Source organism: Pseudomonas sp. NPDC089547, assembly GCF_050280665.1.
Taxonomy (GTDB): Bacteria; Pseudomonadota; Gammaproteobacteria; order Pseudomonadales; family Pseudomonadaceae; genus Aquipseudomonas.
Map to the genome: position 1 here is coordinate 94581 of NZ_JBNNVS010000012.1, position 15224 is coordinate 109804.

The window sequence follows — 15224 nt, forward strand, 5'->3', positions numbered from 1 at the left end:
CAGCCAATGAAGAAAGTCGCGGCAGCCCTGGCCGTTGGCCTTGGGCTTGGTACTACGGCACTGCCTGCCCAGGCACTGTCCTGGGCCTCGGTGCTGACGTTCATCAGCACCATGCAGACCGAGATGAGTGCCTGGTCGGTAACGGTCAAGCAAACTGCGCTGTCGGCCAACGTTGTTTCGCAGATGGACAGCGATTCGAAGAAACAGCTGGCCAACGCGGTAGGGGCCATCGACATGTCGGACCGGGTCATGAAGGCTGCAACCACCTTCGACTCCGCCGTCGGGCAGCCGGTCAGCATCAAGTGCACAGCCCAGGAGCAAGGCAAGCTTTTCGTCGAAGCCGTCTCGCAGCGTGACAAGGATACCGCGCGGCTGATGGCCACCTACGCCTCCCAGCGCGTCGGCTCCAGGGCCACCGCCGACCAGGCAACGCTGAACATGCACCGCGATACCTACTGCACCGTGTCCGAGGCCAGGCAGGGCATGTGCTCGCTCAATGCCAACGGCATGCAGGGGTGGGACACCGATTACGCCGGGCCCTTCAGCGAGAAAACCCTCGCCCCTGAAGGCGAGGCTGCAGCGTATGCCTACACCGCGATGATTACCGATCAGCGTGCAGAAGCGCACATCGACTGCACCTCGGTGGCGTGCAATGCAGCCCAGTCGCAACAGCTTGCCGATGCAGCGATGAGTGCGATGGCGGCCAATTCTCTTGTAGGGCAAGTGACGGACCGTCGCGTGCCAATGCTCACAGGGCAGTGATATGAATTTTCGGCTCAAACTGGCCAGCATTGTCGTAGGGTCGACGATGCTTTCGAGTGTTTCCTACGGCGCCCTGTACGGTTTCGGCCCGGCAGAAGCCTGGACGGCAGCGCAGATAGCCTCGCTGACAGCGTCCGTGTCCGCCAACATTGCTGCCTTTGGCACGAGCTTCGGTACTCAGATGACGTACAAGTTCGAGCAGATCATTTCGGCAGTGGCCATTGCCACCAAGCAAGAGGCGCTGTCTGCAAACGTGGTAGCGGACAACAACCGACAAACCTCCGAGCAGTTGGTCAACGCTGTCCGCGCCCAGCAACAGAACTCAGCCGTTGCCCAAGCCTACCTCGACTTCAACGCAGCCACCGGCCAGGGCTTCGACCCGTGCGGCACGGTGGCGAAAAACAAGTCGATGGACATTGCCTTCAGCACCATGGCAGCCAAGGCCAAGGCATCGGTGGGTGAACTGGATGCGTCCCCAGGGCGCCTGGTCGCCTCCACAGGCCAGGCCATGCAGCAACGCCTCAAACAGCATCGTGACAAGTTCTGTACCGAGGCGGAGGCAAACGCCGGCCTGTGCACACTCAGTACGTTGCCCGGCGGGGACACGAACGCAGCCTTGCTGTTCGAACCTGCGGAAGAAAACTCGCTCACCACCGAGGCACGCACTGCCTATATCCAGCACGTCATGGGCCCGCCCGACCAGGCACTGACCAAGGAAGCCGGCGCGACACCGGCCGGTGAAACCTACATGATGCAGAAAAACCGCAAGGACTCGATGCTGTCGATACCGGCCTACAGCCTGTCGATGATCAATGCCGCCAACACCCGCAGCAAGGCATTCGGCGACAAATCGCCCAATGAAGTGCTCAAGCTGCGTGTGAACCAGTACTTCGGTGGCAAGGAAGCGGAGCAGTGGTCGGGCAACCTGGCGCGGCAGACCCAGCGCGGGCTGTTGATGGAGGCCGCCAAGATGGGTGGGCTCGAGGTGTGGATCCACCAGCAGCAGTACGAGCAGAACCAGCGGCTGCTGGCCAACCTGGCAACATTGGTAGTTGCCTCTTCCGAAAGCCTCGACGCCACGCTGGAAGCGCGGTACCAGAAGGTATTGTCTGAAACCGCTGCACGGTCGGTGAAGTGAGGTCGCCATGAAAAAGGACTTTGACGAAACGCGCGAGGCGCGCAAATGGAAGGTGTCGTTCGGCGCTTCACTGGCCCTCACCTCCACACTCGCCTGGGCCTACTGCCCTCCGCAGTATCAGGAAACCACCGTGGCGCCGGCGTTCACGGCTGCTACCCAGACGCTTAACGGCGCAGTGTCCGCGGTCGATGCATCGCTCTCGGCCCTGCTCGAAACCGAAAGCCAGCGCCTGACCTCCGCCATTGCGGTCATGACCAAGCAGAAGGCCCTGGCAGCCAACACCGTTGCCGAGGCCGGGCGCAATGCCGCCCAGCAGACAGCCACCGGCCTCAAGATACTGGCCCAGACGCAGCGGGTGAAGCAGGCGCGGTTCGACTATGGCGGCGAGTTTGGCCAAGGCTTCTCGCCCTGCAAGATCTTCTCGACCCGAACACTGATCAGCAACCGCGATGCCGACATGGGCACCGAGGTTCGCCAGCGGGTCAAGGCCGAGATCGTGGCGGCACCCGGGACCTACGCCGAACCGATCAGCGCCCAGACAGCACTGGTAGAAGCGCGCAAGCCATTTTGCACCCAGGACCAGGCAGATTCGGGCTTGTGCAAATCGGTGGGCACGATGCCAGGCGCCGACCTGAGCGTAGCCACGCTGTTCGAGCCTGCCATGGAAAACGAAACCCTGTATAAGGCCAAGGTCGGGTTCGTGAACAACGTTGCCGGCCTGCCTGACGGCCCGGTGCCAACCTCCGCGGGCAAGTCGTCCGCCGCCGAGGATTACTCGCTTTCCAAGGCCCGCAAGGATGCGCTGGTCTCACCTGCACTTTCCAGCCTCAAGGCAATCCAGCTCGACTACTCGGGCGTTGAGGGCAAGGAAACAGGCACCGACCTGCCCTTGGCGGTGCATTTTCGCAACGAGGTGAAACGCTACTCCGGCAACACGGCCGAGTACGACAGCTGGGCACGCGTGATGGCCGCACAGAACGAGCGCGGTGCATTGGTCGAGCTGCTGAAGATCAAGGCACTGGACCTCGCCATCCAGGAAAAACAGTACCGCCAGTACGAAAGCATGGAGGCCCAGTTGGCGTCGCTGGTGTCGATGAACGTCAGCACGGCTGGCGCACAGAACCAGAGCAGCAAGGCGGCAACAGATGCGGCCAGGCAAAACGTGCAGCAAAGTGTGAAATGATGGAGCGCCAAGCATGAAAAAAACGATCTTGCGTGGCGTTGCGACCTTTGGGCTCATGGCCTGTGCTCACGTTGCCGTTGCAGACACCTGCATGGTATCGCCAACCGACAAGGAAATTGTTTCTGGGCGTTTCGGCAAATTCCGCGGCGGCGGCGCTGGCAACTTTGGCTCAGCCAACAAGAAAGCGCACATGCACGATGGCCTGGACTTCTCCACCAGCGGTGCTTCGCAACCGGTGTATGCAACCACCGAGGGCGAAATCACCTTTGCCGGGTCGCGCGGGTCTGCGGGTAACGCTGTGCTGATCAAACGGGACAATGGCGACATCGTGGCCTACTACCACCTCAGCGGCTTTGCCAACGGCGTTAAGCGCGGGGCCAAAGTGAAACCTGGGCAGCAGTTGGGCCTTTCGGGCAACACCCCCAGCAGCTCGATGACCAAGCACTTGCACTTCACCTACGGCACGGCCGCCAAGGACGCCGCCAGGGCCAAGGCGTTCTCCGAGAATGCACAACGAGGCCCCTTCAACCCCGCCCAGTTACCACCGGTGTTCAACCGTCAGGACGGGATTGGCTGGAAGACTGACCCGGCCCCCTATTTCTGCCAAACTTACGCCATTCAGGACGGTCACCCGGAGCACTACGCCATCCTGGGCAAGGACACCAAGGCGCAGCACGAAAAACTTTTCGGCAATGTACCTTCCGGTGGCGTTGCTCCAGACTCGACAGCCGAACCCGTTCAGGTAGCAGCGGCCAATGCCGATGCGGCGCTGGCAGAGGCAGATGGAAAGACGCCTGCGATGTACTTGAGCGACTCCGATGGCTATGGTGCCTTGCCGACGGCGCCCATTGGCGGTTACGACTCCATGTCGGTTTCGGAAATGATGATGACCGAAGCCTCCCGACGGTTCAGCGATGCCGAGTGGAACAACAGCATCACGCATGTTTCCAGCCGCGCCCTGTGGGTTGACTACAACCGGGCGATAGGTGTCAGCAATTACATGTCGGAAGCGATTTATCGCAAGAAGGAAAAAGTTGAAGCATTGCTTGCCGTTTACGCGTCGCAGAAATTGGCAGGTCAAAGGGCACAGACCGAATGGGCGCATGGGCGTGCCCAGAAAGGAGCTGTTTCCAGATCCATTGAATAACGCGGCGCCCACGAAAGGTAAACATAGATGGAACCCAAAGACCTCAATAAGCCTGATCAAGCCGTCGCTGATTCTGCTGCCGGGCAAACAGCCCAGCCAGGGCGGAGTTATGCAGGCATTTTGGTCCATCATGGCGCAGCACCCTTGAACAAAGAGGGTGTCAGCGAGAACGTTTACAGCATTACCCTGAAAACCGCTGAAGGTAACCTGACCTTCAAGGACCCCGCGCTTGAGCAGGCCATGCGTAGCACGCCCACGCAATTGGGCGCGCCCCTGCGCCTGGATCACCAGGAAGGTGCCTGGAGCGTGCAACCGATCGATGCTGCAGCCCTGAAGGCATTCAACGCCGAGGCTGGCAAGCAGCAGGCGCCCGGCTCACCACAAGGCAACGCTTCACAAGCCTCTGCTGAAATTGACCCGGGTGCACTCGATGCACTGATGAAGGTAGTCGGCGAAATGAACGCCAAAGGCGCTTCACTCGACCCGGAGGAAGTGCGGCGCATCAATGAGTCGCTGAATGAGCACAAGGATGTTGCAAGTTCCAAACAGGCCCAACAGCCACAGCAGCAGCCGAACGGCGCAGAAGCCCTGCTGCGTGGCAGCGCCGAACTTGTGAGTGGCGTAGCCTCGCTGACCGGGGCCGCCATGCAAGGGATCGGCAAGGGTGCAGGTGCGCTCGCCGATGCCTTGCAGGGTGGTGCGAAAACCCAGGATGCCAACACCGCTCCGGCGCCGGCGGTTGCCGACGAACTGACGGGGCGCGTGCAGGTCCTTCCGCGCCTGTCCGAGTACCGGGTGGACCAGGTTGAAAAAGCCGCCAGCAACTATGAAAAGGCCCATTCGGCGTTCTGGAATGCGCAAAACATGCCGCAGGTTCGTGAGCAGATCGAAGCACGTGCAGAGCAAACCGGCCTGACAGTGCCCGAAGTGATCGAGAAGATGAAGCCTGACGGTGAATTCACCGACTTGCACGAGGCATTCGTCGATGCCGTAGGGCAGTCACCCGACGCCCAAGGCCAGAAGAAAGCCATGGACAAGGCCCTCACCGGCTGGACCCGGCAATACGGGCGTGCGCAGGAAGAGTTGCTGAACCCCGAAACCGAAGGCAACCCGCATTACGACAAGCTCAAGAATCGCCTCGAGACGTCCAGTGACAGCATTCATCGTAATGCGGCGGACACACCGGCATTCGAGGGTGAAACCCAATCGCACCTGGAGCGCCTGCAAGAGTCCATACAGCGCATCTTCGAGCGACTGAAGGAAATGGTGAAAGGGATCGTCAACCTGGTACGCAACAGGCCGGATGGTGCCTCGCAGGACAACGACATGGCGCCGTGAGGCCCGCATGCTGCCAGGCCAGTCGACGCCGAAGGGAAGCCATGAAGGCAAACGCATTCATCCAAGCAAGGAGAACGGAATGAACGAATACAGCAGCTGGAAAGAAGTGACCGCCACTCCCGAAGCCCACCTGGACTTCCTGCGCGTGGTCGACGCCAAGCTGGAGGAAGGCCTGGGCGGCAAAAACCTGTATGAAAAGCTGGCGAAGGAGATCACGGTGGATGGCAAGCCCTTCAGCCAGGCCTTCCACCTGAACAACCTGGAGAACCACTCGACCAACTGGGATACCGACGAGACACCGGACCCGGTGAAACTCGAGATCGTTCAGCTGACCTCGAAGATCAAGGAAGCCGACCCAGGGTACGACCTGGCTCACTTCACCGTCGGCTACGAGTACATGATCAGCGAAATGAAAGAACGCGGCGTGGAAGTGAATGCCGGCCTGGACCACAGCGACCCGGCCCCCTCGCACCGCAGTGGTTCTGACTACGAACCTGGCATGTGACCCTGGAGGCGCCCGTGAAAGCGATCCTGCCACTGGTGTTGGTGTTCAGTGCATCGGCACTGGCGAGTACTGCTCAAACCCAGGCCCCTCCCGCAGGGGCTGAAGAGCAATGGCAAGAGCTACCGCGCAACACCACGATCTATGTGCCGGTACCGAAGCAGGTGACGCCGGTCTCTGCCTACCGTTCCTGCGCCAACCGCTATGAAGGTGAAAGCTGTGATTTCTCCACGCCGCAGCAGGGCGTGATCGAAGGCACGTGCCAGGCGCCCGAGATACGCCAACCACCCGCCTATGGGTATCAGGTGCAGCAGTACCCGGCGCAAGTACGCACGGCCCTGGTCTGCGCGCCCGTCGAGGCCCCGGGTAGCCCGGGCACGCCAGCCAACCCTGGCCACGAGTCGCCCTACCCACCCCAGGCAACCCCGCCCGCGGACCAGCCGACCCCATAGCCTGGCAAGGCCCTCGACAAGCGCAGGCCCTGCCCGGGGGCCTAAAGCATTGGGTCAGGGCCGTCAGCATCCTGCCCTGGGGCGACGGACTGCTGCATCCTCAGGATGAACTGCCGGGTTTCGGGCAACAGCTTCTGGAAAACCTCGTCCAGTTCCGGGGCAATCTGGATATCCCCGCTTCGCAAACCATGGGCAACCTGGTCCTGGTAACGCTCGACAAAACGCTGCCGGATGCGCAGTGCCTCGGGGGTGTCGTCGGCGACGAGTTCTTCAAGCAGCCCTTGCACCGCCTGCATGAACACCAGGCTGCGCTTGTACTGTTGGTCTCGCAGACTGGACTGCTCGAGCGCTGCTGCATAATGCTCATCCATCACCTCAACCCTGGCCTGCAACAGGTCATTGGTGCTCTGCAACGCCTCGAACGCTTCCGGGCTTGCAGCGGCCTGCCCGCCCTCCGCGCGCTTGGCCGCCTTGGCGACCTGGGAGAGTTGCTGGTACATCAGGTCAATCATTGTCTGCTGGCGCTCGACAACGGCCCTGAGCTGCACTGCCTCCTCGAAATACTGCCGCACATAGCCCCTTAGCGGCTCCAGTTTTTCGTTGGCACACGCCACACCGGCATCCCACCCTTGCGAATAGCCGTGGGAATGCCCGTCATCGAAGCCCTCCTTGCGCCCCTCCTGCCGCCCCTGGCTTCGCCCGACATGCAGGTTGGAGATCGCATGGTCCAGCGACCCGGTATAACCGCCGTCCAGGCCGCCACCGCGCCTGCCCGCACCCCAGTTGTGATCCATTTTCCACCTCCTTTGATCCGCATGTCGTCATGCATGCCCACCGGCGAAGCCTGGCACAGGGCGCTGCGGTTACCTGGTTGTTCTGATTTCAGCCCCGGCAGCCTGCTGGGCATCTGCCTGGGGCAGGGCAAATTCAGTCAGCCTGTGAAGGGCAACCGCTACCCAGTCCCCGCCAAAGCGCTCATCCTCCAACACCGACTTGAGGGCAAGGATTGGAACACAGTGCCTGCCGTCACCTTGGACATAAAAAGCAGCCAACCATTCCGGCAGCAGGTGTTTGACCTCGTCATGGGTTTCTACAGTGAACATCAACGCAAGCATTCCGGGCATGGCCTTGACCTCCCGACTAGGCAGTGCGTCGGCCAGCCAGAACGCCACTTCACCCAACTGGTTGGAGTGCACTGGCAGCAGTGCCACCACCTTGCCTGCCTCGCTGTCCACCACGATACCTGGCTCCAGCATGAGCGTTGTGGCTTCGAAGCTGAGCCTACCTTGGCGGAGCGGGAGCGACTTCAGAAAATGCCCCAGCAGTGTGTACATCTCGAACGCCGCCGGAATGTCTTTCTGAATGGCAGGTACGCTCTTGGCCATTACCCCAACGAAACCACCGCCCGCTTGCTCGAAGACATCGCCACTGATGGCCTGCGCCGCATAAGCCTCGAGTTCATACCGCGAATACATGCTCCAACTCCCTCGCTTCGGCTCGACTAGACTGAACTTCAACCTGCCGACAGGTCCAATTTTCAGTTATCTGTGTTTTGGATATTGGCAGCCCAGACCTCAAGGATGTACCCATGACCCATCAGTTTCACTGTGCATTTCACCCGGCACCCGGCAATGTCGGTGGCGTGCTGAACATTGGCCCCGCCTCGGTCAGCATCGACCTTGAAAACCTGCGCCTGTTCACCAACGTGGTCGCGCAGATCGAAAAACGGCGGGCAAGCAGCCCGGCGCGAACAGAGATCCTGGGTGAATGGACGGGCAGTGAAAGCATCGACTGGGCCCATATCGGCTTTCATTCCTGCCGCGAAAGCTACAGCCTGCGTTACAACGGCGTAGCCTGGGAGGCGCCTGCCGACGCTACCATTGCCGCTGCCGCCGAGGCGCGGCTGTTCCTCGACGACATGCGCTTGCAGGCCTGACTTGCAGGCATGGCCCCGCCGCTATCGAGCAGGGGCCGTGCTTGCCTGGTATTGGCCGAAAAACTCGAACTCGACCCGGCGATTGGCGGCGCGGCCATTTGCGGTGTCATTCGAGGCAATGTAGTCGCCCTCTTGCCCCTCGGCACTGATCTTCGCTGCCGCCACACCACGCCGCACCAGGTACGTTTTCGCGGCTTGTGCCCTCAGCAAGGCAACACGGCGGTTCGCCTCGACCGTGCCCACGCTGTCGGTGAAGCCCACGATCTTCACCTGTAGCGCGTCCTGCGCGGAGCGCACCAGCATGTCACCGTCATCGGCACTGGGGCTGAAGCGCGAGTGGCCAAAGGCAAAGTTCAGAGTCATGTGGTTGATCGAAGACTGGATGTGGTCCTGCCGCGCCCGGATTGCCAGCAACTCCTGGCGACTGCCATTGGCATCGGCCTCTGCTGCTGCCAGGCGAACCCGCAGGCTCTGGATTTCGAGGTTCAACGCATGGATGGTTTGCTGCATCTGCGCCGTGTCACCGCCCTGGGCAGTTGATGAGTGGTAGGGAATCGGCGCAGCGGCGCTTTCTACCAGCTCGAACCCCGCGAAAGCCCTCGGGGCGAGTACTGCCGACATCACGACCAGCATCAGCGGCAGCAACCTGCGAGGGGTGGCAATCATGGTGCTCATACATCTCTCCAGTACCGCAGAATCAGGTAAACGATGACGGACCAGGCATACCCCAGCATCAGGGTAAGCATGCCTGCCAACAGATAGGTGCGCAGCGGGTCGACGGCATCCTGGCCCAGTGGCTGCAGGCCGGGCACCAGCGTGGCCGGGAACCACGCGAACAGAAGCGCCACCAGCGGTGCAAGCCACAGGCCCTGGCGCAGCTTCTGGTGGTCACCGTCACGCGTCCACCATGCATACCAGCCCAGGCTGAGCAGGTAGGCAGGCAGCAGCATCACACTCAGCAACAGTGCAGACAGGGAAAGCGCAGCGGCATAAAAGCGTGGCGAACCTTCGGCCATTTCACCCATCAGGGTTGCAATGACCGCAATGGCAAAGGCAACAAGTGCCACCAGCAAAGGTACCGACAACAGCCACAAGGCGGCGCGGCGATCGCCAACCAGCCTCAGGCCCGGCGCCACGGCGAGTGGGGGTAGCGGGTAGGACATGCCATGAAACTCCTTGTAAGGGCCAGAACGCCAGGGTTCAGTACAAACGTCTGTGCAACCGGTGACGAAGTGTACCCGCCAGCGTTCGACATCCTGTCAACTGTCAAAATGACCTATTAGAAAAATGTTGATTTCAATGGTTAGTATGAGTTTGAGGGCCTATGCCGTCAAGGTTTGAATCCCCTTCATAACGAGGCGCTCACTTGACCATACGCAAGGCGTAGCGCAAACTCAGACCATACAAAAAACATTTTTCTAACAAGCCAAATTGATAGCAATTTGTCATCCAGAAGGATCTGACGCATGAAAGCCCTGCAACTCGCCCTGCCGCTACTGGTTTCGCTCGCCTGCTCTACAGCCTACGCCGCAAAGATCGACCCGTCGGAGGCCAGGGCACGACTCTCCCAGGTCCTTACCTGCGAGCGCAGCATATCGCCCGAGCAGTTCGAAGCCCTGATCAAGGCCGCCGATGGCAAAGCCATCGTGCAGGCTTCGGATTTGTCCGACGGTGAATACACCGTTCCCAACCCAGTGGACGTGTTCGGCCGCGCCATCACGCGGCTATCGATGCACCCCGGCTCCAATGGTGAAGGCGACTTCGATACCTACGCCGGCGCATTCACCGGTGAGAGCATCCAGACCGTCGCCAGGCTGGCCGACATCCCCAAGGACCAGTTCGGCGATTACAAGAAGGAAGTCGGCAACCATGACCTGTGGCTTTACGTCGATGGCAACGACACCTACATCAGTTGCTCGAACAACATGCGCACGGTAGCCAAAACCTTGAAACGTACGGCACGCGAGGCGGCAGATGCCGTAAAACGCGCCACCCAATAACCGCAAGCACCCACATGCGTCGAATGGAGTCACGCCATGAGCTTCAGAACACTGGCTGCAAAGTTCCTGGAAACGGTCAAGGACGACCTGGGCATCCCCGCCCGGCTACGCAGGGTGATTGCGGATACGCCGGGCATTCGGACGCGGGTGGATGACACCGCTGCCGTCATCGCCTCGTCCAGCGTGGTGCGCTGGCATGACTGGCCGCAACGCATCAGCTTTGGCCAAGGCAGCGAGAAAAGCGGCGAAGTCAGAGGCTGGCGCAACCGTGACGGCCACTATCACGGCGAACACCGGCAGATCCCGGCGCTGGCCCGGCTGGGCAAAACCGAGGCCATCGCGGAGTTTGAGTGCGACATCGCCGACGTCACTGGCCTGTCTGCCTCAAAATCCGAGTTGTTCCGCTTTTTCTCCATGCAGCAGATGGCCGAACAAGCCTGTCAGGCACTCACCCGGGACGTAAGCCAGGAAGGGCTCGCGCAAAACCTGCGCTGGCCCGAGATCGGCATCGTTCATGGCACTGGCGACTTCCTGGTCCAATACGGTTGGGATGATGGGATGTACCTGGCCAACAGTGGTGGCTCGCACCATTTCGTCGCCGCCCGGCATATCGCCGGCCAATTGCAGCAACCCGTTGCACTGCAAGGCCGCCTGGTCCGCCATGGCCTGGATGCCGAGGCCGTTGCGCAACTCAACGATGAATATGCCATCTACGCCGTCGACAAAGATGCGTTTTTTGCAGAAGCACTCGATGCCCTGCGCGACTTCAAAGCCACCCACTACTGGGGCGACCTTCCGCAGCCATACGACAACGGCCTGGCGGTCTTCCTGCCAAGGGACGAAGCACGCTCACGCAAAGTGGCAGAAGTCTTCGCCAGCGAAGGCTTTACCAATGTGGGCGAAGTGTTGGTGGAACTCGCATCACCGGGCGCCGCAGCAGAGCGCCGGGCACGTAAGGATGAGACGCGACTGCGCATAGAAGCCTTGCCTGGGCTGGAGGCCAAGGCCGGTGTCGCGCACCTGTTCGGCAAGCACGCCGCAGCCCGCCTTCACGACGAGCTGGCAACGCAAGTGGACTGGCAAGCCGTGGAACAGGCGACCATGGACGAGGCCTTTGGCGTTCATCGGCTCGACGCCCAGAGCGTGTACGACGCGCTGGCCCGACACAGCCCTGGCGCCACCTCCGGGCACGCGTTGAACACCCTGCGCGCTACCGTGGACGGCTACGCTACTCTACATGAGCGCAACCTTGCCAAGCAGGCAACGCCCGAGGCACCGGCCCCTGACTGACAGGCCTGGCCAGGGCGCGAGCGTGCAATGTCATGCCGTACTAGACCGCGCAGTACTGGCCGGCCAGCTGGTGAATGTGCTCCGCCGATTGCGCCTGGGCCTGGGCCTGCTCGCAGGCCCATAGCAGCGCCCCGGCATCAGGCACGTAGCCCTCACCGCTCGCCTTCTGCGCCACGAACCATAGCGCACGCATGACGAACAGCGGGTCGCTGCCCAGTCGCTGATCATCCAGGGCCTGCAGGTGGCTGACCAACGCCTGCAGCGCCTTGCCCAAGGCTTTAGCCTGGCTGTACTGCACCAGATTGCCCAGTTCTACCGGCTTCATGGACGGGTGAATGGTCAGCGGCGTACAGCGCCCGGAATCGGGCAAATCCCAAAACGTCACGCCGTCCTTGCAGACCATCCCAACGCGGCGACCACCTGCCATGTCATCGACCTCGATGAACGTGCCTGGCTGGTATTTGTGGATTTTCATCTTCTAGCCCTTACCGATTGACTGACCGACCACCGTCGGCAATACCTGCATTCTAAGCAAGCGGGCGACAAAAAACCTTAATGCCAATGCTTGCAAACACCCGCACTGCAACAGTGCCAAACTGCGTTTTCTCACGGTTCGGGGGCGTCCCAGGCCGCAGTGCGCTCCAGCTGGGGCGTTTCGGGGCGGGCAACCACGCAACGGACCGATGGTTTGCCATCCACACCTGCAACCTCGTAGCCGTCCTTCAACAGCCCCTCCGGTCGCCCGGCAATCCAGTCCGCAGCCTGCCTGAAGCCGTCGTAGAGGAACCCGGCCTGTGCCGCCGGCGCTACATGCTGCATATCTATCGCAATCAGCACGCCGCTGTCGATGTCGAATGAAGGCACCTTGTGCACGGCCTCCAAGGTACCCACCACATTGCCGTTGGTGTCGTGCAGCAGGAATGGATCATCAATATCCAGAGGCGCCCTGGCAAGTGCACCAATTGCGGCATCAGCAACAATACGGCTGGCCTCGTATTCAAAGCCCAGGTCAGCAAATGCAGATGAGCCTCTCGCGTCGATCTTCACAACTGCATGGTTCGCCGTCAGCCCCGGCTCCGGAACGGGAACCGCTTCAAGCCCCAACTTTTGCAGGTATTCCTTTTCAGGCTTCGAGTTCGACAGCAGTTCAGAAAGTTCGGATACTTGCGCCAAGGCCACAACTTCTGGCTTCACAGCGTCCTTGGCCAACTCATCGAACAGGTCCGCCCGCGTTTGCTCAAGGGTGACTGGAGCCTCGGGACGCTCAAACGTGACATTCTTGAGTTTGCTTCCAAGCCCGGCCAGCAACTGCCCTACTTGGTTGCCCACTCGCTGGATAGCAGGCTTGCCGAGACTGTCATCGTTTTCGAAAATGACTTTTCGGCCCTCAACAGCCTGCGCGAACGGCTGGCTCTGCCGCTTGGATTTGTCAAACGTACCGCGCTGGAAATAGAACGGCGTATTGTCCACCACCTCAAGCGAGCCATCGGGGTTTCGCCTGAACGCTTCATTGCCCTTGACGAGCCGCGAATCGATCAAGGCCTCCTGCACCCGCCCAGGGTCCTTGATCAGAACATTGTACTGCTCGATCCGCTGCCTATCCTCAGGCAGCAGCGGCTGCAGTTCCACGCCAGCGGACACCAGCTCGCCATACATGACCGCCAGTGGCCCGGCCGCCAGCACGTCATTACGATAACCGCCGCCTATCTGCGAATGTGCACCCGCGAATTTGATCTCTGTTACCCGCGGGTTGTCGCTGTTTCGCAACACGCTGGTCAACGGGAAGGTATCGCGATATTCGTTCATCGCAATCAAGTGGGTGGTCGAAGCGACGTTCTCGTGAATAGCCAGGTTCTTGCCCACATGGCTTTCCGTTTTGGGGTTGCCATACGACGCGACAGTATCGAACAGGCCCAGTTTGTTGATACGTGCCTCTCCGGGCGGGATCAGGTACTCGCCCGTTGCTTTCCATTGGTCATTGAGCATCGGCACGCCGCGCTCGATGAACACATTGGCCAGGGCACGGGCCTGCGCGGCACCGCGGCTGAAGCCAACCACATTCACATCTACCGGCAAATGCGGGTTCTTGTTGTGAAACCGCACCAGGGTGTCATAGGCCTGTTCGATCCGGTTCTGGCTGCCGCTGCCCGTGGCACCTTCGAACATGGCCACGGGCCCCTGGACTTTCTGGCTGCCAACCCCGTCGAAGTAGATCTTTTCCGACAGCCCATAATGCTGCATGCCCTCGTACTTCAGCGCCACGTGACCAGAATTGCGGGCAAGGTTGGTCCCCTGCGCACTGTCCCGTTCGTAAAGCCGGGCAACATTGGTGTGGGTACCTTTTGGCTGGTCATTGTCCTTGTTGTTGCCAGTGCCATCAAAGTACACCGTGACGTGCAATGAATCGCTCATGCCATATCCCTATGAACAAACGTCGGATCAGTCCGCATTCAACTTCAGTATGTGATCGCGTATGGCAACCCCGGCCTGGTCGATGAGTGGCTCCCAGAACTCACGCCCCCTGGCCATCAACGGCGACCCTCGCAAAGCGTCTGCCGAGGCCCGCAGTGCAAGCACCCCGAACTCTTCGGCCATGCTGATGACGCTGCGCTTGCGCCTGTCCACGTTGTCATACGGTTTCTGGTACCAGGTCGCGATCTGGTACTCGACACCCTGCTCTTCGAACTTGGCGTACAGGTGGGAGACCAGTGCAATGATGGTTTCGCGAATCAGGCCTGGGTCGACGCCCTGTGCCTCCAGGAAGGCCTGGGTAGGAACCTGGGCAACCACAAGCAGGTCTTGGTGGGTGTAGCCTGACATCGGCGGAAAAACGCCATCCGGCAACTCCATGTCGGCGCCTGAGTCTTGGCCAATGTTTTCGTCATCTTGCATGAAGGGCTCCAGAGCAGATCAGCTCATGAAAATGAGCGCAGAAGAAAGGCAGTTGATTGCATGCCAGGTCAATTCATATCCAACAACGGCGTGCGTTCAGAAACCAAGGCTTCCAGGGCACGCGCGCAGGCGTCTACACGCGCCGCGCAGCAGCATGATAAAGGAGCGTGAAGTCACGCTTCGCCTCCAGTACCTCGCCATGAAAAACCGCAGAAACAAAGGGTGCCACCCTGAAAAAGTCCGGCAGCACCTCGGGTGCAGTGGCGTGAATGGGGAACACCGGGTTGGCAGGCGCAGCCAACTGGAACGCATAGCCAAAGCCACCCAGGCCGGCCCGCTCGGACAGCGACTGGGCAATGCACAACACCGCCACCAGGCCAATTTCCGCTACATCATCGGCGTACAACTCGCCACCGTCATAGATGAACTGCTCACCACGCACGATGGCCTGGTCGGCCAGGCCGGTGAGAAGCCGTCGAAGCTGGTCTTCCAGTTGATTCTCATCCATGCGAAGTCTCCGCCAAGCGATCCGGGTTGCGTATCAGGGTGCGCACACGATTGCGCGTCTTCGTCCAAGACAACCA

Annotated in this window: 18 protein-coding genes; 10 read left to right on the forward strand and 8 right to left on the reverse strand. The window is 60.6% G+C overall.

Going from position 1 to position 15224, the window contains the following annotated elements; translation table 11 throughout:
- The first annotated feature begins 6 nt into the window (after nucleotides 1–6).
- From ACQKPZ_RS11290 to ACQKPZ_RS11320, 7 genes are all read left to right on the forward strand, one after another.
- Nucleotides 7–762: a hypothetical protein gene (locus ACQKPZ_RS11290; RefSeq protein ID WP_427537788.1), complete on the forward strand. Its 756-nt coding sequence runs from the start codon at nucleotides 7–9 to the stop codon at nucleotides 760–762.
- 1 nt (nucleotide 763) lies between these two features.
- A complete protein-coding gene (locus tag ACQKPZ_RS11295; protein WP_427537791.1) occupies nucleotides 764–1900 on the forward strand; it encodes a hypothetical protein in 1137 nt (378 codons plus the stop codon).
- Nucleotides 1901–1907: 7 nt separating this feature from the next.
- Nucleotides 1908–3083 (forward strand): hypothetical protein, encoded by a 1176-nt coding sequence (locus ACQKPZ_RS11300; RefSeq protein ID WP_427537794.1) that lies wholly within the window; start codon nucleotides 1908–1910, stop codon nucleotides 3081–3083.
- 13 nt (nucleotides 3084–3096) lie between these two features.
- Nucleotides 3097–4230: a M23 family metallopeptidase gene (locus ACQKPZ_RS11305; RefSeq protein ID WP_427537797.1), complete on the forward strand. Its 1134-nt coding sequence runs from the start codon at nucleotides 3097–3099 to the stop codon at nucleotides 4228–4230.
- A gap of 144 nt (nucleotides 4231–4374) precedes the next feature.
- Nucleotides 4375–5568: a hypothetical protein gene (locus ACQKPZ_RS11310; RefSeq protein ID WP_427537800.1), complete on the forward strand. Its 1194-nt coding sequence runs from the start codon at nucleotides 4375–4377 to the stop codon at nucleotides 5566–5568.
- A 79-nt stretch (nucleotides 5569–5647) separates the two neighbouring features.
- Entirely contained in the window at nucleotides 5648–6073 is a 426-nt protein-coding gene (locus ACQKPZ_RS11315; protein ID WP_427537803.1) for a hypothetical protein, read from the forward strand.
- 14 nt (nucleotides 6074–6087) lie between these two features.
- Entirely contained in the window at nucleotides 6088–6522 is a 435-nt protein-coding gene (locus ACQKPZ_RS11320) for a hypothetical protein (RefSeq protein WP_427537806.1), read from the forward strand.
- A gap of 41 nt (nucleotides 6523–6563) precedes the next feature.
- Here ACQKPZ_RS11320 and ACQKPZ_RS11325 read toward each other — a convergent pair whose 3' ends face one another.
- Both ACQKPZ_RS11325 and ACQKPZ_RS11330 read right to left on the reverse strand, forming a co-directional pair.
- Nucleotides 6564–7316, reverse strand: coding sequence for a hypothetical protein (locus ACQKPZ_RS11325; protein ID WP_427537809.1), 753 nt, complete (start codon nucleotides 7314–7316; stop codon nucleotides 6564–6566).
- Between the two features lie 69 nt (nucleotides 7317–7385).
- Nucleotides 7386–7997 carry a hypothetical protein gene (locus ACQKPZ_RS11330; RefSeq protein ID WP_427537812.1) on the reverse strand — a complete coding sequence of 204 codons (612 nt, stop codon included), beginning with the start codon at nucleotides 7995–7997 and terminating at the stop codon, nucleotides 7386–7388.
- Between the two features lie 113 nt (nucleotides 7998–8110).
- Here ACQKPZ_RS11330 and ACQKPZ_RS11335 point away from each other — a divergent pair, with 113 nt between their 5' ends.
- Nucleotides 8111–8458 carry a hypothetical protein gene (locus tag ACQKPZ_RS11335; RefSeq protein ID WP_427537815.1) on the forward strand — a complete coding sequence of 116 codons (348 nt, stop codon included), beginning with the start codon at nucleotides 8111–8113 and terminating at the stop codon, nucleotides 8456–8458.
- Nucleotides 8459–8479: 21 nt separating this feature from the next.
- Here ACQKPZ_RS11335 and ACQKPZ_RS11340 read toward each other — a convergent pair whose 3' ends face one another.
- Both ACQKPZ_RS11340 and ACQKPZ_RS11345 read right to left on the reverse strand, forming a co-directional pair.
- The gene (locus tag ACQKPZ_RS11340) at nucleotides 8480–9133 is read right to left on the reverse strand and encodes an OmpA family protein (protein ID WP_427537818.1); all 654 of its coding nucleotides are present in this window, start codon (nucleotides 9131–9133) and stop codon (nucleotides 8480–8482) included.
- A complete protein-coding gene (locus ACQKPZ_RS11345) occupies nucleotides 9130–9621 on the reverse strand; it encodes a hypothetical protein (protein WP_427537821.1) in 492 nt (163 codons plus the stop codon). Before ACQKPZ_RS11345 ends, ACQKPZ_RS11340 begins: the two co-directional genes overlap by 4 nt.
- A gap of 303 nt (nucleotides 9622–9924) precedes the next feature.
- On the opposite strand from ACQKPZ_RS11345, the gene ACQKPZ_RS11350 reads away from it, so the two are divergent.
- Both ACQKPZ_RS11350 and ACQKPZ_RS11355 read left to right on the forward strand, forming a co-directional pair.
- Nucleotides 9925–10458: a hypothetical protein gene (locus ACQKPZ_RS11350; RefSeq protein ID WP_427537824.1), complete on the forward strand. Its 534-nt coding sequence runs from the start codon at nucleotides 9925–9927 to the stop codon at nucleotides 10456–10458.
- A gap of 36 nt (nucleotides 10459–10494) precedes the next feature.
- Nucleotides 10495–11748, forward strand: a complete 1254-nt coding sequence (locus ACQKPZ_RS11355) for a DUF6685 family protein (RefSeq protein ID WP_427537827.1) — start codon at nucleotides 10495–10497, stop codon at nucleotides 11746–11748.
- A gap of 40 nt (nucleotides 11749–11788) precedes the next feature.
- Here the strand turns inward: ACQKPZ_RS11355 and ACQKPZ_RS11360 are convergent, their stop codons facing one another.
- The 4 genes from ACQKPZ_RS11360 to ACQKPZ_RS11375 form a co-directional block, all read right to left on the reverse strand.
- Nucleotides 11789–12223 (reverse strand): hypothetical protein, encoded by a 435-nt coding sequence (locus ACQKPZ_RS11360; protein ID WP_427537829.1) that lies wholly within the window; start codon nucleotides 12221–12223, stop codon nucleotides 11789–11791.
- A gap of 131 nt (nucleotides 12224–12354) precedes the next feature.
- Nucleotides 12355–14160 (reverse strand): phospholipase effector Tle1 domain-containing protein, encoded by a 1806-nt coding sequence (locus ACQKPZ_RS11365; RefSeq protein ID WP_427537832.1) that lies wholly within the window; start codon nucleotides 14158–14160, stop codon nucleotides 12355–12357.
- 27 nt (nucleotides 14161–14187) lie between these two features.
- Nucleotides 14188–14640 (reverse strand): hypothetical protein, encoded by a 453-nt coding sequence (locus tag ACQKPZ_RS11370; protein ID WP_427537835.1) that lies wholly within the window; start codon nucleotides 14638–14640, stop codon nucleotides 14188–14190.
- A gap of 133 nt (nucleotides 14641–14773) precedes the next feature.
- The gene (locus tag ACQKPZ_RS11375) at nucleotides 14774–15148 is read right to left on the reverse strand and encodes a hypothetical protein (RefSeq protein WP_427537838.1); all 375 of its coding nucleotides are present in this window, start codon (nucleotides 15146–15148) and stop codon (nucleotides 14774–14776) included.
- Between the last annotated feature and the right edge of the window lie 76 nt (nucleotides 15149–15224).